Source organism: Aeromonas sp. FDAARGOS 1417, from assembly GCF_019046985.1.
GTDB lineage: Bacteria > Pseudomonadota > Gammaproteobacteria > Enterobacterales > Aeromonadaceae > Aeromonas > Aeromonas veronii.
Window position 1 is genome coordinate 3059057 of record NZ_CP077221.1, and the last position, 19153, is coordinate 3078209.

Genomic DNA, 19153 nt, shown 5'->3' on the forward strand with positions numbered 1-19153 from the left:
GGATCCACCGGGCGATGGCTGGAGATCCGGCGGCTAAAAACGTAGAATAGCCGGTCTTTAGTTAATCAATCGACAGGAGTTTAGAGTGACTGCTTCGCTATGGCAGCAGTGCCTTAACCGGCTGCAAGATGAGTTGCCCTCGGCAGAATTCAGCATGTGGATCCGGCCGCTTCAAGCGGAGTTGAGTGACAATACTCTGACCCTGTATGCACCGAATCGCTTTGTTCTGGACTGGGTACGAGACAAGTATCTCATCCGGGTTAACGGCATCATCAACGAACTCTGCGGGGTCGACGGCCCCGCCCTGCGTTTTGATATAGGCAATCGTCCCCATCCTGTTGCTGTCGCCAGAGCGCCGGTACAGGGTGCCGCGCCTGTGAATAACTTGCAGAAGAGCTGGGAAAGCAAGGCTGAAGCCAAGCCCGAGCCGAACCACAAGAGCAACACCAACGTGAACTATACCTTCGAGAATTTCGTCGAGGGTAAGTCCAACCAGTTGGCGCGTGCGGCTGCCCGTCAGGTAGCGGACAATCCGGGTGGTGCTTACAACCCGTTGTTCCTCTATGGCGGCACCGGCCTGGGTAAAACCCACCTGCTGCACGCCGTTGGCAATGCCATCAAGGAGAGTAAAAAAGATGCCAAAGTCATCTATATGCACTCCGAGCGGTTTGTTCAGGACATGGTGAAAGCGCTGCAAAACAACGCCATTGAAGAGTTCAAGCGTTACTACCGCAGCGTCGATGCCCTACTCATCGATGACATCCAGTTCTTCGCCAACAAGGAGCGCTCCCAGGAGGAGTTCTTCCATACCTTCAATGCCTTGCTGGAAGGTAACCAGCAGATCATCCTGACCTCGGATCGCTATCCGAAGGAGATCAACGGTGTCGAGGATCGCCTCAAGTCCCGCTTCGGCTGGGGCCTGACCGTGGCGATCGAGCCGCCGGAGCTGGAGACCCGCGTCGCGATCCTGATGCGCAAGGCAGACGAGAACCAGATCCATCTGCCGGACGAAGTGGCCTTCTTCATTGCCAAACGTCTGCGATCCAACGTCCGTGAATTGGAAGGTGCCCTCAACCGGGTGATCGCCAACGCCAACTTCACCGGCCGTGCCATCAACATCGATTTCGTGCGCGAAGCGCTGCGCGACCTGTTGGCACTGCAGGAGAAGCTGGTCACCATCGACAATATCCAGAAGACGGTGGCGGAGTACTACAAGATCAAGCTGGCGGATCTGCTCTCCAAGCGTCGTTCCCGCTCCGTTGCCCGTCCGCGCCAGCTGGCGATGGCACTGGCCAAGGAGCTGACCAACCACAGTTTGCCGGAGATAGGTGATGCCTTTGGTGGCCGTGACCACACTACCGTTCTTCATGCCTGCCGCAAGATCGAGCAGCTGAAGGAGGAGAGTCACGACATCAAGGAGGACTATTCCAACCTGATCCGTACCCTTTCTTCCTGATAACGGAATCGAGTGGACAGATGCAGCGCGAATATTCCAACCTGATCCGAATCTTTTCCTCCTAATCACAACGGAGAGCACAGATGCAGCTCGAAATTAGCCGTGAGGCCCTGTTACGTCCTCTGCAACTGGTGTCCGGCGCCCTCGGCGGCCGACCGACCCTGCCGATCCTCGGCAACGTGCTGCTTGATGTCAGCAATGGTCTGCTGTCACTGACCGGTACCGATCTCGAAGTAGAGATGATCGGTCAGGTCTATCTGAATGGGGCCAGCGAAGATGGCCGCACCACAGTACCGGCGCGCAAGCTGCTGGATATCTGCCGTGGTCTGCCGGAAGGCGCCGAGATCCGTCTCAATACCGAAGGCGAGCGCCTGATCATCCGGTCCGGTCGCTCCCGCTTCAACCTCTCGACCCTGCCGGCGACCGAGTATCCGAACATCGAGGATTGGGAATCCGTGCTCGAGTTCGATATCAGCCAGCTGGAGCTGAAGAAGCTGATCGATGCGACCCAGTTCTCCATGGCCAGTCAGGACGTGCGTTACTACCTGAACGGCATGCTGTTCGAGAGCGAAGGTCACGGTCTGCGCACCGTGGCGACCGACGGTCACCGTCTGGCCACCTGCCGCCGCGAGGTAGTAGGGGAATCGCTGCCCGATCATCAGGTTATCCTGCCGCGCAAAGGGGTACTGGAGCTGGTGCGTCTGCTGGAAGCAGAAGACAAGCCGGTACGTCTGCAGATCGGCCGCAGCAACCTGCGTGCTGCGCTGGACGGCTTCATCTTCACCTCCAAGCTGGTGGATGGCCGCTTCCCGGACTGGCGCCGCGTCATTCCGCGCAACAGCGACAAGGCGCTCATCGCCGGCCGTGAGGATCTGCGTCAGGCGTTTGCCCGTGCCGCCATCCTCTCCAACGAGAAATTCCGTGGGGTGCGTCTCAATCTGCAGGAAAACCTGCTGCGCATCACCGCCAACAACCCGGAACAGGAAGAAGCCGAAGAGCTGCTTGACGTACAATATGCCGCTGGCGAGATGGAGATCGGCTTTAACGTCTCTTATGTGCTGGACGTGCTGAATACGTTAAAATGTGACCAAATTCGGATTAGCCTGAGCGATTCCATCAGCAGTGCCATTATTGAGGATTTTGAACATCAGGATGCTCAGTATGTGGTGATGCCGATGCGGATCTAGTCGTGTCCCTGGTCAAACTCCAGCTCAGCGACTTTCGCAATATCCAGCAAGCCAGTCTCAAGCTGTCGCCCGGCCTCAACATTCTGGTCGGGTGCAATGGCAGCGGCAAGACCAGCGTGCTGGAAGCCATTCACTACCTTGGTCTGGGGCGCTCCTTTCGCACTCATTTGACCGGGCGGGTTATCCGCCAGGGGGAGAGGGCATTTACCCTGTTTGCCCAGTGCGAGCTGGAGGGGCGTCAGGTACCGATCGGTCTTGCCAAAGACAAGAGTGGCGAGACCCAGCTCAAGATTGCCGGGGCACAGGCCCAGCGGCTGGCCGATTTGGCGGAGCTGTTGCCGGTGCAGTTGATCCATCCCGATGGCTTCAACCTGCTGACGGGCGGGCCTCAGGCTCGCCGCGCCTGGCTCGATTGGGGTGTTTTCCATCAGGAGCCGACCTTCTTTGCCCTCTGGGGACGAGTGCGGCGGCTGCTGAAACAGCGCAATGCGCTACTGCGCCAGAGCACCCAATATCGCCAGCTGGCGTTCTGGGATCAGGAGTTGGTGCGGCTGGGGGGTGAGCTGGCCGAGTTTCGCGCCAGTTATTGTCAGGCCATTACGCCCCTGATCAAGGAGATGACGGCGGATTTTCTGCCGGAATTCGATATCAGTCTCGGCTTTTACCGGGGCTGGGAGAAAGATACTCCCCTAGGCGATCTGCTGGAGGCGGGGTTTGAGCGGGATCGGGCGCTGGGCTATACCGGTGTCGGTCCACAGAAAGCCGATGTGCGCCTCAAGGCGAACGGGGTACCCGCTCAGGATATTTTGTCCCGGGGTCAGCTGAAGTTGCTGGTCTGCGCCATGCGACTGGCCCAAGGGCTCTATTTGAATCAACATAGCAGCCGTGGCTGTATTTTTTTAATTGACGATTTTGCCTCTGAACTGGATGTCGACAAGCGCCGCTTGCTGGCCACAAGGCTAAAGCAGTGTGCGTCCCAGGTGTTTATCACCGCCATCGACACCGGTCAGCTCGCAGACATGATGGATGCGAATGACTGCAAGTTGTTCCACGTGGAACAGGGTAAAATCTCCGAAACGTTAGAGAAGGCAGAGAGTAAGCTATGAGTGAAAATACTTACGACTCCTCGAATATCAAGGTGCTGAAGGGCCTGGATGCGGTCCGCAAGCGCCCGGGGATGTATATCGGCGATACGGATGATGGCTCGGGTCTGCACCACATGGTGTTCGAGGTCGTCGATAACTCCATTGACGAGGCGCTCGCTGGCTACTGCTCCGATATTCTGGTCAAGATCCATTCCGACGGTTCTGTCTCTGTGCGTGACAATGGCCGGGGTATCCCGGTAGACATGCACGAGGAGGAGGGCCGCTCCGCCGCAGAGGTCATCATGACCGTGCTGCACGCTGGCGGTAAGTTTGATGACAACTCCTACAAGGTATCCGGCGGCCTGCATGGCGTGGGTGTCTCGGTAGTTAACGCCCTCTCTGACAAGCTGTTGCTGACCATTCGTCGTAACGGTCACGTCTACGAGCAGACCTATCATCTGGGTGAGCCGCAAGCGCCGCTCAAGCAGATTGGCGACAGCACCGGCACCGGTACCGAAGTGCGCTTCTGGCCGAGCCCGGCCATTTTCAGCGATACTCTGTTCCACTACGAGATCCTGGCCAAGCGCCTGCGCGAGCTCTCCTTCCTCAACTCCGGTGTCTCCATCCGTCTGCAAGACGAGCGTGATGGCCGCGAGGCGCATTTCTGCTACGAGGGTGGCATCAAGGCATTCGTTGAATACCTGAACCAGAACAAGACCCCGATCCACCCGAAGGTGTTCCATTTCACCACCGAGCAGGATGGTATCGGCGTTGAAGTGGCGATGCAGTGGAACGACGCCTATCAGGAAGGGGTCTACTGCTTCACCAACAACATCCCGCAGCGGGATGGTGGTACTCACCTCGTTGGCTTCCGTACCGCGCTGACCCGTACTCTGAACTCCTATATGGACAAAGAGGACTACAGCAAGAAGGCCAAGTCTGCCGCCAGTGGCGACGACGTGCGTGAAGGTCTGATTGCCGTTATCTCCGTCAAGGTGCCGGATCCCAAGTTTTCCTCCCAGACCAAGGACAAGCTGGTCTCTTCCGAAGTGAAGACCGCCGTTGAACAGGCGATGGGTGAGAAGCTGGCTGACTTCCTGCTGGAAAACCCGGGCGATGCCAAGATCGTGGTCAACAAGATCATCGATGCGGCCCGTGCCCGCGAAGCGGCCCGCAAGGCTCGCGAACTGACCCGCCGCAAAGGCGCGCTGGATATCGCCGGTCTGCCCGGCAAGCTGGCTGACTGTCAGGAAAAAGACCCGGCTCTCTCCGAACTCTACATAGTGGAAGGGGACTCTGCTGGCGGTTCTGCCAAGCAGGGCCGCAACCGGAAGAACCAGGCCATCCTGCCGCTCAAGGGTAAAATCCTGAACGTGGAGAAGGCCCGTTTCGACAAGATGATCTCCTCGCAAGAGGTGGGCACCCTGATCACCGCACTGGGTTGCGGTATCGGTCGCGACGAGTACAACCCGGACAAGCTGCGCTATCACAACATCATCATCATGACCGATGCGGACGTCGATGGTGCGCACATCCGAACCCTGCTGCTGACCTTCTTCTATCGTCAGATGCCGGAAATCATCGAACGTGGCTACGTCTACATCGCCCAGCCGCCGCTCTACAAAGTGAAAAAGGGCAAGCAGGAGCAGTACCTGAAAGACGAAGACGCGCTGCTGCAGTACCAGACCGCCATGGCGCTGGATGGTGCCACTCTGCACGTCAACGAGTCTGCCCCGGCTATCGGTGGCGAGGCACTGGAGCGCCTGGTCAACCAGCACCGCTCGGTGACTCACCTGATCACCCGCATGTCTCGTCGTGCGCCGGAAGCCGTGCTGACCCAGCTGATCTATCAGCCGGAGTTGAACGAAGCGCTGCTGAACAGCGAGAGCGATCTGCTGGCCTGGTGTCAGGGGATGGAAGCCGTGCTCAACGAGAGCAACCACGGTATCCAGTACCAGATCCAGGTTCGTCGTGACGAAGAGCGCAGCCTGTACGTGCCGCACGCCGTGGTACGTCAGCACGGGGTCGATCGCGAATACCCGCTCAGCTACGACTTCCTGCAATCCGGTGAGTACCGTCAACTGGTCTCGCTGGGCAAGGAGATCGCCAACCTGATTGAGGAAGGTGGTTTCATCAAGCGTGGCGAGAAGGTGAAGCCGGTTGCCAACTTCGTGGAAGCCGTCGAGTGGCTGATGGGCGAAGGCAAACGCGGCATCTATATCCAGCGCTATAAAGGGCTGGGTGAGATGAACCCGGACCAGCTGTGGGAAACCACCATGGATCCGGAAGCCCGCCGCATGCTGCGCGTCACCATCGACGACGCCGTAGGCGCTGACCAGCTCTTCTCCACCCTGATGGGTGATGCCGTTGAGCCCCGTCGTGACTTTATCGAGACCAACGCCCTGCGCGTAGCCAACCTCGACGTCTAATCAGACTCGCTGATTGCAATAAAAAGCCGCTCACAAGAGCGGCTTTTTTACATCTGTAGTCTGCTTTATCAGAGCATTTTGCTCATGATGACCAGGTTGTGGGGTAGCACAGCGCCATCGCTAGCTGTGCGGTGACGCAACGCTGGCACTATGTGGTGAATGGTCTGGAAGCCCAGTTTGGCATAGAAGGGCTCGGCGGTCTGGGTACCGAGATTGACCTCGTAAACCCCTTGCTGCGTCAGGTACTCCAGCACGGTATTGGCGAGCAGGGTGCCGGTTCCTGCGGGTTGCCCAGGTTGCACCACCACAGTGCCAATATAGGCGTAACGCCGCTTATCCTGAGTCCAGATTGATCCGGACATGCCGCCCTGCAGCTCACCATGCTCATCGCGCAACATCAACACAAAGGTCGGCCAGATCTTGGGGTCCTGCTCATTGACGGCCTCGATATAGAGGGTTTTGCCTGCCGGATTAGCACCATAATCCAATCTGAAGATTGCCGTGTGATCCGGACCTGCGGGCATATGAACCGCTTCATGCAGATAGTCACGCTCGACCAGTGGGATGTGCACCTGAGGGTAAGTGGTGAGTATCACCACCTCATTGATGAGGTGACCCTGTTGCTGCTGTTCCAGGATCAGCAGATCCAGATAATCGAGCGGAGCGGTGAGAAAGCTCGCTTCCGGGTAGTGGACGATTACGTTCTGGTTGAAGCCAAACTCCTGCTCACGCTGTTGTAGTAGGGCAAATAGCATCAGCTGTCGTTCGCTCAGTTTATCGGGGGAGCTGTTGTCCGGCTGGTACAGTTCGAGCGGATTATGTCGAGTGGTCATTGTTTCTCCAGAGAGTAAGGAGCGGGGATGATAGCACAGACGGCCCAGCCGGATGCCGCCCGACGTTCCACGTGAAACACTGGCAGTTGAAAGGATGGGCGATCGGGCTGAGATAAAGAAAATGCCGAATTTGATGTTCGGCATTTTGATGATGAGTTCACTTGCACAGAGCTGATTCTTTATATTCAGTGTGCTATGGAAGAGTTAATAGTTTTTATGCTGTGACATGAACTGTTGAAGCATTTTACCTACCAGTTCAGGCGATTCTTGATGAGCTGAGTGAGCCGCGAGTGGAATATTGGCAAAACTGGAATCTGCGATTTTTGCTTTTAAAGCGACAGACTCCTCAAGCGAAAATATGACATCGTTATCACCCCTCATGATTAATGTCGGACAACGAATTTTTTCAACTAGGTTACTCGGGTAGCCAGATGGTGTTGTATCAAGCCAAACAGCCTTTACAGCATCGACCAGTTTTGGGAAATCAGGCTCGGGATTTGACACCTTATATAGCGCGACATCATCGGCAAACTTTGAAATCCAAAAGTCTGCTGTTAGGCCGCTTAGCAACCCGAGTGATGGATCATCAGGCTCTAATCGCCACGTTGCACCAAGTGTAACCAAACAAGAAACGCTATCGGGTTCTTGTACGGCTAGTCGATAACCTACGATACCACCATCACTAAAGCCAAATATTGAATATTTATCAACGCCCAGATAGTCGAGGAGTGTTTGGATATCTTGCTGATACTGCAAGTAACTCAGTGGCTTACTACCTAGAGGGGATTTTCCATGGCCACGGAAATCTACACTGATCAACTGATAATCCATGGCAACATATCTTTGAATGGGTATTAGTTCATTAAGGGAACCAAGGCCACCATGAAGCATCAATAAAGGCTCACCATCAGGATTACCCGAATGTTCGTAATACAACTCACCACCGTTGACGCCGATATAACCACTTTTATTGTTCATGTTTTTGAGCAACCTCGTTTCGATGTATATGACCTAACAGATGAAATAGCACATCTGCGCCGACCCCCTCAGCATGGCGCTACCTGCTGTCAGTTTCTGTCAGCAATGAATTTCGGCTGCGGGATTTGCTGGGTGGCGCGCCACTCCTTCAGCAGGCTCTCTCTGCTTTTTGGATAGCGGCAATCTTGCGGCTGCATCTGGGTAATGCGATCGACCCGAAAGTGGCGAAAACCCTGACGCAGTTCGCACCAGGCCACCAGTACCCGCACCTGTTCGAAGTAGCCGAGGGCAAAGGGCCAGACGGTGCGCTCAGAGGCCTCATCCTTGAGATCCCGATAGATCAGGGTCACCTTGCGTTGCTGGCGGATGGCACTGCGCAGCGGGGCTTCATCGGTGAGGCTGTCGCTGCGGGAGGTGCCGATCAGCAGGGCATTGCTCTGGAGCTGCTGGCGATAGTCGGCTGGCAGCACGGCTTCTATCTTGGCCAGCGCACTGCTGGCCGATGCACTCAAGGATCCGTCACCGTGGGCGACGACCCAACGTGACCCCAGCACCAGCGCATCCAGCTCCTCTTCACTGAACATCAATGGCGGCAGCATGAAGCCGGGACGCAGCACATAGCCGATCCCGGGTTCACCCTCGATATGGGCACCTTGCGCCTGCAGGGTGGCGATATCCCGATAGAGGGTGCGCAGGCTGATGCCAAGCTGGTTGGCCAGCTCCGCGCCAGTTATGGCGTAACGGTGGCCGCGCAGCAGCTGGAGCAGGGCCAGCAGGCGTTCGGAACGGGACATGGGATGACTCCTCGGGATTTCTGGTTAGCCTGCCATAGCGGAGTGAGCGGGTATAGAGGATGTCATCAGACATTGTTTCCGCGAAAAGATCGTCGCCACTCGCTGGGGGAGATGGCAAAGCGGGCTCGAAAGTGATTGCGCAGGGAGGTGGCACTCTTGAAGCCAACCAGCTCGGCGATGCGGTCGATGGAATGGCCGCTTACTTCCAGCAGCTCCTGACTGCGCCTGAGCCGCTCCGCCAGCAGCCATTCACCCACCGAGAGGCCGGTTGCCTGATGAAAACGGCGGGTAAAGGTGCGTCGACTCATCAGGGTGAGATCTGCCAGAGAGTCCAGGGTGTGAGGGTCGGCCAGATGGGCACGCAGGTGGTCGAGCAACTGGTTCATCCGGACATCGCGGGTGGAGGCGGGCACCGGCTGCTCGATAAACTGGGCCTGCCCCCCTTCCCGGTGAGGCGGGATAACCAGCCGCCGCGCCACCTTGTTGGCGATGGCCGAGCCGTGGTACTGGCGCACCAGATAGAGGCAGCAGTCCAGCCCGGCGGCAGTACCTGCCGAGGTGACCAGCCCCTCGTCATCCACATAGAGGGCGTTGGTATCGAGCTGCACGCAGGGAAAGCGGTGGCAGAAATCCTGTTCGTACTCCCAGTGGGTCGATGCCTTGCGACCATTGAGCAGCCCGGCATAGGCGAGCACATAGGTGCCGAGACAGAGCCCGACCAGTCGGGCACCTCTGGCTCTGGCGGCAATCAGGGCATCGAGCAGCGCTGCGGGTGGCCGTGCTGCCGGGTCGTGCCAGAAGGGGATGACGATGCTCTCCGCCTCGGCCAGCACCTCCAGCCCATGAGGAGCCTGAATGGTGAAGCCTTGCGCCGAGTGTGAATGAGGGTTGCCATCACCGCAGCAGATCTTGAGCTCGAACAGCGGCTGGCCCGGCAGGATATCGCCGAAGATGAGGCAGGGGACGGCGCAGTGAAAAGGGCTGAAGTGATCGAAGGTCACCACGGCAACGATCGGGGTGGGCATTATGTTGACTCCTCTCTGCGCGCAGACCTATCATCATAAGCGTTCGGCAGTGAAAGCCGAAGGGCCATGTCTGGCATGACCCTCCTGCGGATCACTGCGATATCGCCTCGCCATCTTCCGGCACACGTACCCGATCCATCATGCCCCGGTCCACCAGATAGTCGCGCAGCTCCTGGCGTGACAGCACGGCGTGGTTGACCGCCTCCATATGGCTGGCGATCAGCGTGGCTTGCGGTGCGGCCTGATATACGGCGGCGACATCCTCCTTGCCCATGATGATGGAACCGAGTCCGGGCACCTGTGCATCACCGCAGTTGAGGATGATGACCTCGGGTTGATGCTGTTGCAGGGCTTGCTCGACCGTGGGATGCCAGATGGTATCACCAGCCAGATAGAGGCACTGCTCATCGGGGTGGGAGAAGACCACGCCGCATACCTCTCCCATGCGCTCGCCCAGTACCGCCATCAACTGGTCGCTGCCGTGTTGGCCACCGGTCTGCTGCAGGCGAATGCCGGCAAACTCGGGCTGGTCGCTCAGCAGGCGCACATCCTCAAAGCCACTGGCACGAATGGCATCGGCATCCTTCTGATGTTGCACCAAGAGCGGCAGATGCTTGGGGAGCAGGGCTCTGGCTGCGTCATCCCAGTGGTCGGGATGGTCGTGAGTGACGATAACGGCGTCCACATCGACCAGCTCATCGATCGGTAGCGGCAGCTCGACCAGCGGATTGCGCAGATGGCTGTTGGCGGTGCCCTCAAAGCTGGGGAAGGCTCCCTTGGCCGAGAGCATGGGGTCGATCAGAAAGCGGGTGCCGGCATAGTCGAGCAGCAAGGTGGCGTTACGAACCTGGGTAATCTTCATGAGATGGCTCCATGTTGGCTGGTGGATATCCAACCAATTATGGAGTGCGGAGCGCATTGCCATCAGTGGCCCACGGGTCGATTATCATCACTATCGGGCCAAGAGGTTGATGTTCTACAGGTCGGTGCGGCCATTTAAAAAATTTGAAAAAATCCCCTTGAAAGGAAAAAGTGAGCCCCTATATAGGTAACAAGGCCGGAACGCTCGACAGAGGTTTCGACCAGGCGCCCGTCCATAAGGAGGGCAAACAATCCGTTATCGCTCATAAGAGGGTAATACTATGCGTTCTATCGACTTTTCTCCGCTCTATCGTTCTGCCATCGGTTTCGATCGTCTGGCCAATCTCATCGAATCTGCGGCCAGCAATGGCAATGCCGGTTATCCCCCCTACAACATCGAGCAGCTGGGTGACAACGACTACCGCATCAGCATGGCGGTGGCAGGCTTTACCCAGGAAGAGCTGGAGCTGAGCTTCCAGGAAAATCTGTTGACGGTGAAGGGCAACAAGCAGGCCGATACCGGGCGCAACTATCTCTATCAGGGGATCGCCGAACGTGGTTTCGAGCGCCGCTTCCAGCTGGCCGACTATGTGCGGGTGAAAGGGGCCGACCTGAAAAACGGCTTGCTGCACATCGAACTGGTGCGTGAAGTGCCCGAGGCTATGAAGCCGCGCAAGATCGAGATCAACGGCTGATAGCCTGAATTCACTGAAATTTTAAAATTTCCCGGGTGCCGATGACGGGCCTGTGGAGAGTTGAACCTGTTGCTTATTAGAAGGATAGGATTATGCGTAACCTCGATTTTTCTCATCTCTATTCCAACGCCGTCGGCTTCGAGCGGATGGCCCGCGAGCTGGAAGGTCTGTTCGAGCAGAAGACCGCCGCTTACCCCCCGTACAACATTGAAAAGTGCGATCAGGATGGCTATCGCATCACGGTCGCCGTGGCTGGCTTCGAGCGCGAAGAGCTGGAGCTGGAAACCGAAAACGGCACCCTCAAGGTGAAGGGGCGCAAAGGGGCTGCGGCCGGTGAGCGTCAGTTCCTCCATCAGGGGATTGCCGAGCGTGACTTCGAGCTCGCCTTCAAGCTGAGCCAGCACGTGGAAGTGCAGGGGGCCAAGCTGGAGCATGGTCTGCTGACCATCGATCTGGCGCGCGAGCTGCCGGAGGCGCTCAAGCCCAGAGCCATCCCCATCGGCCAACCCGAGCAGTTGGCGCTGCCCGGCTAAGCAAACCGGATCGCGATAAACGACAAAGGCCTGCATCTGCAGGCCTTTCTGTTTTTGGCTGGCCGGACTGACTTAGCCGGCGTAGAGGGCGTTGATCTCGTCGGCCAGAATGGCGATGCCGCGACGCACCAGCTCCTCGCTCTGGGAGTAGTTGAGGCGAATGCACTCCTGGCTGTGACGCCACTCGGGGTCATCGATGCCGGGGAAGAAGTAGTGACCCGGCACGATCAGCAGGTTTTTCGCCTTCAGTCGCTCGTACAGCTCCTGACAGTGGATCGGCAAGCCTTCAAACCAGAGCCAGAGGAAGAGGGCCCCTTCTGGTTTGTGAATGTGGAAGCGCGGGTCGGGGATCGCTTCGCGCAGCAGCTGCACCGCCAGCTCTGCCTTTTGCTGATAGAAGGGTTTCACCACCTGTTCGCTGAGGGCGATGATATCGCCGCTCTCGATCATCGGGATGGTGATGGCGGGCCCCAGACTGCCCGGCGCCAGATTGATGATGCCGCTCAGGTTGGTGATGGCCTGAATGATCTTCTCGTCGGCGATGACGATGCCGCAGCGGGTGCCCGGCAAGCCGAGCTTGGAGAGGCTCATGCAGAGGATGGTATTGGCGTTCCAGAACGGCTTTGCCTCACTGAAGATGATGCCCGGGAAGGGGACGCCGTAGGCGTTGTCGAGCAGCAGCGGGATTCCCTTGTCGCGGGCGATCTGATCGAGATGTTCGATCTCTTCGTCGGTCAGCACATTGCCGGTCGGGTTGGTCGGGCGGGAGACACAGATCACCCCGATATCGTCACCTACCTGCAGACTCTCGAAATCCACGTGGTATTTGAACTGGCCATCGGGCAGCTTCTCGATGGTGGGCTTGTAGGCCACGAAGTAGTCGTCGGCCAGCGCCGAGTCGGCATAGCCGATGTATTCGGGGGCGAGCGGGAACAGCACCTTCTTCTTGCGGCCATCGGCAAATTCACCGGCCAGCAGGTTGAACAGGTAGAAGAAGGCATTCTGACTGCCGTTGGTCAGGGCGATATTGCGGGCCGAGATGTCCCATCCCAGCTCCTTGCTGAGCAGGGCTGCCAGCGCTTTGGTGAACCTGTCTTTGCCCTGTGGGCCGTCGTAGTTGGCCATCGCTTTGACCAGCTCGCCGTTGTCGAGCAGGCTCTTGGCCTCGGCCTGAAAGCGTTCCAGCATGGCGGGGATGGGGGCTGGATTGCCGCCACCCAGCATGATGGCGTCCGGATTGGTCAGCCCCTGATTGAGGTCATCCATGAGTTGGGTAATGCCGGCGTGGCGAGTGAACTTCTCGCCGAACAAGGAAAATTCCATTCAGTGACAGATCCAGATTTGAGTTACGGGGATGTAGCACCATAGCTCAGTTTAAAAGCGGGTGTCGATCAAAAAGATGGGACGTTCCACGTGGAACATGGTGCAAAAATTAAGCGTGGTTAAAAGCACCAACTGTTGGTTTAAAAATGACCGTGCGGGATGCATTTTGCGACTCAATTTGGTATCGAGATATAGTTAATTTAAACAAAATCATAATGTTATAAATTGCGTGAGGATTGGCACAACTATTGGAATAGCTATCTGGTCATCTCAACCATACCGGAGCAAACCAGATGAAAAGCCTGATCGCTACCCTGATTGTGAGTGCCCTGAGCCTGAACGTGATGGCCAACGAAAACCCGCGGCCCGAGCTGGAGAGTGCCCAACTGGAGCAAGATGTGCAGAGCGAGTTGCAACAGGCATCTCATGCCGTGGTGCAGGATGCGTTGCACAATCTCAAGCCGCTGGCGCTGGATACCCTGGTGGTGGAGGCGAGTCAGGCTGTGGCGACTCACCCCGAGAGTTGAGGTAGCGCAGGGGGGTCTGTCCCGTATGTTGTTTGAAGAAGCTGATGAAGGCGCTGTCGCTGGAGAACTCCAGCGCAGCGGCAATCCGGATGATGGGTTCGCTTTCGGCCAGCAGCTCCATGGCGCGCAACAGCCGCCACTGCTGACGCCACGCCTGATAGCTCATGCCGGTCTCCCGCATGAAGATGCGGCCAATGGTCTTGTCACTGGCACCCACCCGTTCGGCCAGCCGGTTGAGCCGATCGGGCAGGGCATCTCCCCGTTTCAACTGCTGTAGCCAGTCACCCAGTCTGGGATCGGTCGGTAGCGGCAACTGCCACGACTCCCGTGGCGCCTGCCCCAACTCCTCCATAAACAGTGCCACCGTCCGTTGCTGCTGCTCTTGCGGTTTGTCCCACGGCCAGAGCGCCATCCGCTCGATCAGTTCGTGCAGCAGCGGATTGACCGCCAGCACCTCCACCGTGCCGGGCAACTCGGGGTGCGGCTGGAAGTAGAGTGAGCGGTAGGCCACCACACCACGCATCAATACCCGGTGGGCAGTGCCCGCAGGTAGCCAGGCGGCACGGGTGGGCGGCAGCAGGCAAACCCGACCTTCCAGCTCCATGGTCATGCAGCCGGATTGGGCGAACAGCAGCTGATGGCGTTGATGTTGATGCAGACCCGAGTCGTGCCAGCCGAGGGCGGAGGCGATGCCGATCACGCTGCCCGTCAGCTGGTCGGGGTCAAAAGGGTGATCGGGAAGAATAAAGGCCATATGTCCGATTTTTGATGTTTATAGTCCTGCTTATTGTAATCAGACAATCGGCATCTCTCTAGAATGGCGACCTCTTGTGAAGGAGGTTTGTCATGAACAACAAGTTGCCACCGCTCTGGCTGGTGGTGGGATTGATGATGTTTCCCCAAATTGTGGAAACCATCTACAGCCCGGCCCTGACCCACATCGCCAGCCAGTTTCGGGTGAGCGAAGGGCAGGCATCCCAGACCCTGTCGGTCTATTTTCTGGCGTTTGCGGTGGGCGTGGTCTGCTGGGGACGGCTCTGCGATCTGATCGGGCGGCGTCCCGCCATGCTGGCCGGTCTGATCACCTATGGTGTCGGCACCTTGCTGGCGCTGCTGGCCAATCAGTTTGAAACCCTGCTGCTGGCCCGGGTTATCTCGGCCTTTGGCGCCGCCGTGGGCTCCGTGGTGACCCAGACCATGCTGCGCGACAGCTATCAGGGCAGCGATCTGGCACGGGTCTTCTCGGTGATGGGTATAGCGCTTTCCTTGAGCCCGGTGCTGGGGCTGCTAAGTGGCGGCCAGCTGGCGAGAGGGTTCGGTTATCTCGGGGTGTTCAGCGGTCTGCTGGTACTGGCAGTAGGTTTGCTGCTGGTGACCTGCTGGCAGTTGCCGGAAACCCGCCCGGCCACCAGCCAGCGAGTCGCACTCTGGCCGCTGGCATGTCGGATGATGAAGGATGGCGGGCTTTGGCGCAGTGCCATGCTGGTCGCCCTGTTCAACACCATGCTGTTTGGTTACTACAGTCTGGCGCCGTTCCTGTTTGCCGGATTGGGATTGAGCACTGGCGAGTTTGGTTACTCTGGGATCTTGCTGGCACTGGCGACTCTGCTCGGCAGCCTGCTCAACAAGCATCTGCTGGGGAGGGGGTGGCTGCCGTCCTCTCTGGTCAGGTTGGCTTGCGCTCTGGCGCTGGTCGCCGGGCTGCTGGTTTGGGCGACTCAGGCCAGCCTCTGGTTCCTGTTGCCCATGATGGGTGTGGTGGTGGCCTTCGGGGTGGCGATCCCCAACGTGCTGAGTCAGGCGCTGCTGGCCTATCGCGAAGTAGCGGGCAGTGCTGGCGCCCTGTTCGGACTTGGCTACTACCTGCTGCTCAGTCTGGGGTTGGCGGTGGCGGCTGGATTGCAGGATCTCGGCCTGTTGCTGAGTGGCTGCGGTTTGCTGGCGCTGATTTGCTGCGGGCGCCGTTCCACGTGAAACGTCAGTTGCCGATAAAGCGGTAGCCGATACCTGATTCAGTCTCGATAAGCGTCGGTTGCTGGGGGTTATCCCCCAGCTTTTTGCGTAGACTGGCGATGACGATGCGCAGGTAGTGGGTATCCTCCTTGTGGCTCGGCCCCCAGATGTCGTTGAGCAGCTGGGTCTGCATCACCAGCTTGCCGGGGTGGCACACCAGCGCCTGCAGCAGGGCGAACTCCTTGCGGGAGAGAGGGATCTCCTCGTCTTTCATGGTCACCTTGTGGCTGCTGACATCCAGCGTCAGGCCGCATTGGGGGAAGTGGCGCCGCTCGCCACTGCTTACGCCAGCCCGCTGGCGCAAGAGCACACGGATGCGGGCCATCATCTCGCCGATGCCGAACGGCTTGCTCATGTAGTCGTTGGCGCCGGCATCCAGCAGCCGTACCTTCTCCTGCTCCGAATCGCGGGCCGACAGCACCAGCACCGGATTGGGGTGATGTTCGCGAATGGCCTGCAGTACCTGAATACCATCGCCATCCGGCAGGCCGAGATCGAGGATCACCAGATCGGGGTTGAGGTGACGGTACTGCTCCAGCCCCTCATTGACCCCCACCGCCTCACTCACCTGATGCCCCTCGGCAATCAGGCTGATCCGCAGAAAGCGACGGATCGCCGCTTCATCATCTATGACCAGAATATGCGCCATCGAACCTCCAGAGGCGAATGGTGGGAGGGGCTGAGTGACCCGAGCTGGCGGTCAGCCATCAGACCTCCGGTGAATTGAGGGCTAGCGGCAGGGAGATGCGCATGCAGGTGCCGTTGCCATTCGGGCCGGAGAAGGCCCAAATCTTGCCGCCGTGGGCCTCTATCATAGCGCGGGAAATGGCGAGGCCAAGCCCGGTGCCACGGCTGCCGCAATCACCCACCGGCTGGGTGTAAAAGAGGTTGAAGATCTTCTCCCGATCCGACTCGGCGATACCGACCCCGATATCGATGATGTCGATGATAAGGTCGGGTTCGGCCACCATCACCTTGAACTCGATGGGGGTGCCAGCCGGCGAGTAGCGAGAGGCGTTGTCGAGGATGTTGACCAGCACCTGTTCGATCAGGGCGCCATGGACATAGAGCTGGGGCACATGCTGATCGAAATGGACCAGCAGCTTGTGCTGGCGCCAGGAGGAGTCGAGCCGCTTGCGGGCGCTCTCCACCAGATCGGCCAGATCGACCCAGTCCCGTTTCAGCTGGAAGTCGGGGGAGCCGATGCGGGTCATATCCAGCAGATTCTGCACATAGCTGTGCAGGCGGCGCGCCTCCTCCTGCACCGAGTGGAGCAGTTCGTCGCGGTCTTCGGCGGGGATCCGGTCACCATATTCCAGCAGGGTGCTGCCAGCCCCCATGATGGTGGCCAGCGGCGTTTTCAAATCGTGGGAGACCGAGGAGAGCAGGGCCGCGCGCATCCGGTCTGTCTCTGCCTGCAACTGGCTGTCGGCCAGCCGCTCGTTGAGGTCGATCCGCGCCAGCGCGGCGCGAATGTCGGTGAGCAGCGCCTGCAGCTGATGCTCGGCGGAGGAGGAGAGCGGATTGGCCAGCGTTATGCCGATCACCAGATCATCGCTGAGGTGGTGATACTGGGCCTCGGCGGCATTGAGGGTGGCGGTGTGGGCCCCGGCGCTCTGCTTCTGGGCCAGACACCAGTCGATAGCCGCCTTGTCGGTCTGGCCGGGCCTGTGCTTCTCGTTGCCGAGCCTGTCGTTGAACTCCTTGTCGATCACCACGGTTGGCTGGCCTAGCGCCAGTGAAATGGCCTGGGCACCTTGTCTCAGCACCTCCTCCGGGCTGCTGGCGGTGGCTAACCCCTGACTGAGGGAGAGCAGGGCATTGCCCAGCTGCTGGGTCTCGCGCAGACCGATCAGCTGTTGCCGCTGGCGGGAGGCGAGGCGCCCCGCCGTCATGCCGATGATAAGCAGCACAAACAGGGTGAGCAGGTCGCTGTGGTTGGCGACGCTCAGGGAGAAGTAGGGGGCGGTGAACAGCAGATTGTGGGCGATAAAGCCCAGCACAGCCGCCAGTGTGGCGGGCACCAGACTGGTGGTGAGGGCAGTCGCCAGCACCCCCAGCACGAAGATGAGCGGCAACGCTGCGGGGGGCAGCCAGTAAGAGAGCCCCCAGGCGGCGGCCGAGGTGATCCCCATGATCACCACTGCCAGCAGGCTGTGGTGAATATCCTTCGGGGTCGGGACGCGCATTCCCACTTCGGGCTTCTGCTTCTCGGTATCGACCAGCGTGATTTCGAGCCCCTGCGCCTGTTTGAGCAGGTGTTGCACCAGCGAGCGGCGCCACGGCGCCTTGTGAGGTTTGCCGAGCAGCAGCTGGGAGACCTGCTGCTGTTCGGCGGTCTCCAGCAGGGTGTTGGCGACCGCCGGACTGGAGAGGGTCAGCACCTTGGCACCGAGGTGGGAGGCGAGCGCCAGCGCCTGCTCCACATCGGCCGAGCGGCGGCCATTGCTGTCGACATGCACCACCAGCCACGGGAGCTGACGGCGCTGGGCAAAGCGGTGGCCGTAGCGCACCAGCGCCGAGCCGTGCAGGTCACCGAGGCAGACCATCAGCTTGCCCCGCAGCGGCAAGGTGCTCTTGCCTGCTGCCTGCCACTGCAGTTGCAGATCGCCCTCCACATGGCTGGCGGCGGTCTGCATCGCCAGCTCCCGCAATGCGGTGAGGTTATTTAGGGAGAAGAAGGATTGCAGTGCCGCCTTGGCCTGATGGGGTACATAGACCTTGCCCTCCTTGAGGCGGCCGAGCAGCTCCTTGGGGGGCAGGTCGATCAGCACCAGACTGTCGGCTTCCAGCAGCACCTGATCGGGCAGGGTCTCTTTCACCCTGACCCCGGTCAGCTGCCACACCAGATCGTTGAGACTCTCCAGATGCTGCACGTTGAGGGTGGTGTAGACGTCGATCCCGGCGTTGAGCAGCTCCTCCACATCCTGCCAGCGCTTCTCGTGGCGGCTGCCGGGGGCGTTGCTGTGGGCCAGCTCGTCCACCACGGCGATGGCCGGTTTGCGGGCGAGCAGGCCGTCGAGATCCATCTCCTCCAGTCGCTGCTGGCGGTGCATGTGGATCTTGCGCGGCATGATGGCGAGCTTGTCGAGCAGGGCCAGAGTCTCCTGACGGCCGTGGGTCTCCACCACGCCGATCAGGATGTCGACCCCCTCCTTGGCCTGTTCCCGTACCGCCTGCAGCATGGCGTAGGTCTTGCCCACGCCGGGGGCGGCCCCGAGAAAGACTTTCAGCTTGCCCTTGTGCTCCTGTTCCAGGCTCGCCAGCAGGGCGTCGGCCCTTACCTCATCACGCATCCCCATGCTCCTGCATCAGACTCGTCAGCAGGGCATCAGCGCTTGCTACATCAGCCATTGTTATCCCTATCGAGCCAACCGCCCGTTGCGAAAATCGAGGTCATCACCAAACCGGAAT

Annotated in this window: 17 protein-coding genes; 8 read left to right on the forward strand and 9 right to left on the reverse strand. The window is 59.1% G+C overall.

All coding sequences use genetic code 11. From position 1 onward, the window contains the following. Positions 1-85 precede the first annotated feature (85 nt). From dnaA to gyrB, 4 genes are all read left to right on the forward strand, one after another. Entirely contained in the window at positions 86-1456 is a 1371-nt protein-coding gene (gene dnaA / locus I6L47_RS14050) for a chromosomal replication initiator protein DnaA (protein WP_005339307.1), read from the forward strand. 83 nt (positions 1457-1539) lie between these two features. Beyond that, positions 1540-2643 carry a DNA polymerase III subunit beta gene (gene dnaN, locus I6L47_RS14055; protein ID WP_005339306.1) on the forward strand — a complete coding sequence of 368 codons (1104 nt, stop codon included), beginning with the start codon at positions 1540-1542 and terminating at the stop codon, positions 2641-2643. 2 nt (positions 2644-2645) lie between these two features. Then, positions 2646-3749, forward strand: coding sequence for a DNA replication/repair protein RecF (recF, locus tag I6L47_RS14060; protein WP_216947649.1), 1104 nt, complete (start codon positions 2646-2648; stop codon positions 3747-3749). After that, positions 3746-6157, forward strand: a complete 2412-nt coding sequence (gyrB, locus tag I6L47_RS14065; RefSeq protein WP_005357188.1) for a DNA topoisomerase (ATP-hydrolyzing) subunit B — start codon at positions 3746-3748, stop codon at positions 6155-6157. Before recF ends, gyrB begins: the two co-directional genes overlap by 4 nt. Before the next feature lie 68 nt (positions 6158-6225). On the opposite strand, the gene I6L47_RS14070 is transcribed toward gyrB, so the two are convergent. The 5 genes from I6L47_RS14070 to I6L47_RS14090 all read right to left on the reverse strand — a co-directional run bounded on the left by I6L47_RS14070 (position 6226) and on the right by I6L47_RS14090 (position 10649). Then, positions 6226-6990 carry a GNAT family N-acetyltransferase gene (locus I6L47_RS14070; RefSeq protein ID WP_216947650.1) on the reverse strand — a complete coding sequence of 255 codons (765 nt, stop codon included), beginning with the start codon at positions 6988-6990 and terminating at the stop codon, positions 6226-6228. A gap of 204 nt (positions 6991-7194) precedes the next feature. Beyond that, positions 7195-7968 (reverse strand): alpha/beta fold hydrolase, encoded by a 774-nt coding sequence (locus I6L47_RS14075; protein WP_254204746.1) that lies wholly within the window; start codon positions 7966-7968, stop codon positions 7195-7197. Between the two features lie 89 nt (positions 7969-8057). Then, positions 8058-8762: a YafY family protein gene (locus I6L47_RS14080; protein ID WP_216947651.1), complete on the reverse strand. Its 705-nt coding sequence runs from the start codon at positions 8760-8762 to the stop codon at positions 8058-8060. Between the two features lie 65 nt (positions 8763-8827). Continuing rightward, a complete protein-coding gene (locus tag I6L47_RS14085) occupies positions 8828-9787 on the reverse strand; it encodes a helix-turn-helix domain-containing protein (RefSeq protein WP_216947652.1) in 960 nt (319 codons plus the stop codon). Positions 9788-9878: 91 nt separating this feature from the next. Continuing rightward, complete coding sequence (locus I6L47_RS14090; protein WP_216947653.1) at positions 9879-10649, reverse strand: MBL fold metallo-hydrolase; 771 nt, start codon at positions 10647-10649, stop codon at positions 9879-9881. 280 nt (positions 10650-10929) lie between these two features. Between I6L47_RS14090 and I6L47_RS14095 the strand changes: the two genes are divergently transcribed. Together I6L47_RS14095 and I6L47_RS14100 are read left to right on the forward strand one after the other, a co-directional pair. After that, a complete protein-coding gene (locus I6L47_RS14095; RefSeq protein WP_005339298.1) occupies positions 10930-11343 on the forward strand; it encodes an Hsp20 family protein in 414 nt (137 codons plus the stop codon). A 92-nt stretch (positions 11344-11435) separates the two neighbouring features. Then, a complete protein-coding gene (locus I6L47_RS14100) occupies positions 11436-11876 on the forward strand; it encodes an Hsp20 family protein (protein WP_216947654.1) in 441 nt (146 codons plus the stop codon). A gap of 72 nt (positions 11877-11948) precedes the next feature. On the opposite strand, the gene I6L47_RS14105 is transcribed toward I6L47_RS14100, so the two are convergent. Then, positions 11949-13199 carry a valine--pyruvate transaminase gene (locus tag I6L47_RS14105; RefSeq protein WP_216947655.1) on the reverse strand — a complete coding sequence of 417 codons (1251 nt, stop codon included), beginning with the start codon at positions 13197-13199 and terminating at the stop codon, positions 11949-11951. A gap of 293 nt (positions 13200-13492) precedes the next feature. On the opposite strand from I6L47_RS14105, the gene I6L47_RS14110 reads away from it, so the two are divergent. Continuing rightward, complete coding sequence (locus tag I6L47_RS14110; RefSeq protein ID WP_005342304.1) at positions 13493-13726, forward strand: hypothetical protein; 234 nt, start codon at positions 13493-13495, stop codon at positions 13724-13726. On the opposite strand, the gene I6L47_RS14115 is transcribed toward I6L47_RS14110, so the two are convergent. Further along, positions 13656-14480 (reverse strand): helix-turn-helix domain-containing protein, encoded by an 825-nt coding sequence (locus I6L47_RS14115; protein ID WP_216947656.1) that lies wholly within the window; start codon positions 14478-14480, stop codon positions 13656-13658. The two genes, I6L47_RS14110 and I6L47_RS14115, sit on opposite strands and share 71 nt — an antisense overlap. Before the next feature lie 92 nt (positions 14481-14572). Between I6L47_RS14115 and I6L47_RS14120 the strand changes: the two genes are divergently transcribed. Beyond that, complete coding sequence (locus I6L47_RS14120) at positions 14573-15700, forward strand: multidrug effflux MFS transporter (RefSeq protein ID WP_216947657.1); 1128 nt, start codon at positions 14573-14575, stop codon at positions 15698-15700. Between the two features lie 4 nt (positions 15701-15704). On the opposite strand, the gene I6L47_RS14125 is transcribed toward I6L47_RS14120, so the two are convergent. Both I6L47_RS14125 and I6L47_RS14130 read right to left on the reverse strand, forming a co-directional pair. After that, a complete protein-coding gene (locus tag I6L47_RS14125) occupies positions 15705-16388 on the reverse strand; it encodes a response regulator (protein WP_005357169.1) in 684 nt (227 codons plus the stop codon). Between the two features lie 58 nt (positions 16389-16446). After that, the gene (locus I6L47_RS14130; RefSeq protein WP_216947658.1) at positions 16447-19035 is read right to left on the reverse strand and encodes a sensor histidine kinase KdpD; all 2589 of its coding nucleotides are present in this window, start codon (positions 19033-19035) and stop codon (positions 16447-16449) included. Positions 19036-19153: the final 118 nt, after the last annotated feature.

What these genes read in the sequence shown, in the direction of transcription:
- I6L47_RS14070 (WP_216947650.1), bottom strand. Translation starts at nt 6,990, where the DNA reads ATGACCACTCGACATAATCCGCTCGAACTGTACCAGCCGGACAACAGC.
- I6L47_RS14105 (WP_216947655.1), bottom strand. Translation starts at nt 13,199, where the DNA reads ATGGAATTTTCCTTGTTCGGCGAGAAGTTCACTCGCCACGCCGGCATT.
- I6L47_RS14120 (WP_216947657.1), top strand. Translation starts at nt 14,573, where the DNA reads ATGAACAACAAGTTGCCACCGCTCTGGCTGGTGGTGGGATTGATGATG.
- I6L47_RS14090 (WP_216947653.1), bottom strand. Translation starts at nt 10,649, where the DNA reads ATGAAGATTACCCAGGTTCGTAACGCCACCTTGCTGCTCGACTATGCC.
- I6L47_RS14075 (WP_254204746.1), bottom strand. Translation starts at nt 7,968, where the DNA reads ATGAACAATAAAAGTGGTTATATCGGCGTCAACGGTGGTGAGTTGTAT.
- I6L47_RS14125 (WP_005357169.1), bottom strand. Translation starts at nt 16,388, where the DNA reads ATGGCGCATATTCTGGTCATAGATGATGAAGCGGCGATCCGTCGCTTT.
- I6L47_RS14085 (WP_216947652.1), bottom strand. Translation starts at nt 9,787, where the DNA reads ATGCCCACCCCGATCGTTGCCGTGGTGACCTTCGATCACTTCAGCCCT.
- gyrB (WP_005357188.1), top strand. Translation starts at nt 3,746, where the DNA reads ATGAGTGAAAATACTTACGACTCCTCGAATATCAAGGTGCTGAAGGGC.
- I6L47_RS14100 (WP_216947654.1), top strand. Translation starts at nt 11,436, where the DNA reads ATGCGTAACCTCGATTTTTCTCATCTCTATTCCAACGCCGTCGGCTTC.
- dnaN (WP_005339306.1), top strand. Translation starts at nt 1,540, where the DNA reads ATGCAGCTCGAAATTAGCCGTGAGGCCCTGTTACGTCCTCTGCAACTG.
- I6L47_RS14130 (WP_216947658.1), bottom strand. Translation starts at nt 19,035, where the DNA reads ATGCGTGATGAGGTAAGGGCCGACGCCCTGCTGGCGAGCCTGGAACAG.
- I6L47_RS14115 (WP_216947656.1), bottom strand. Translation starts at nt 14,480, where the DNA reads ATGGCCTTTATTCTTCCCGATCACCCTTTTGACCCCGACCAGCTGACG.
- I6L47_RS14110 (WP_005342304.1), top strand. Translation starts at nt 13,493, where the DNA reads ATGAAAAGCCTGATCGCTACCCTGATTGTGAGTGCCCTGAGCCTGAAC.
- I6L47_RS14080 (WP_216947651.1), bottom strand. Translation starts at nt 8,762, where the DNA reads ATGTCCCGTTCCGAACGCCTGCTGGCCCTGCTCCAGCTGCTGCGCGGC.
- I6L47_RS14095 (WP_005339298.1), top strand. Translation starts at nt 10,930, where the DNA reads ATGCGTTCTATCGACTTTTCTCCGCTCTATCGTTCTGCCATCGGTTTC.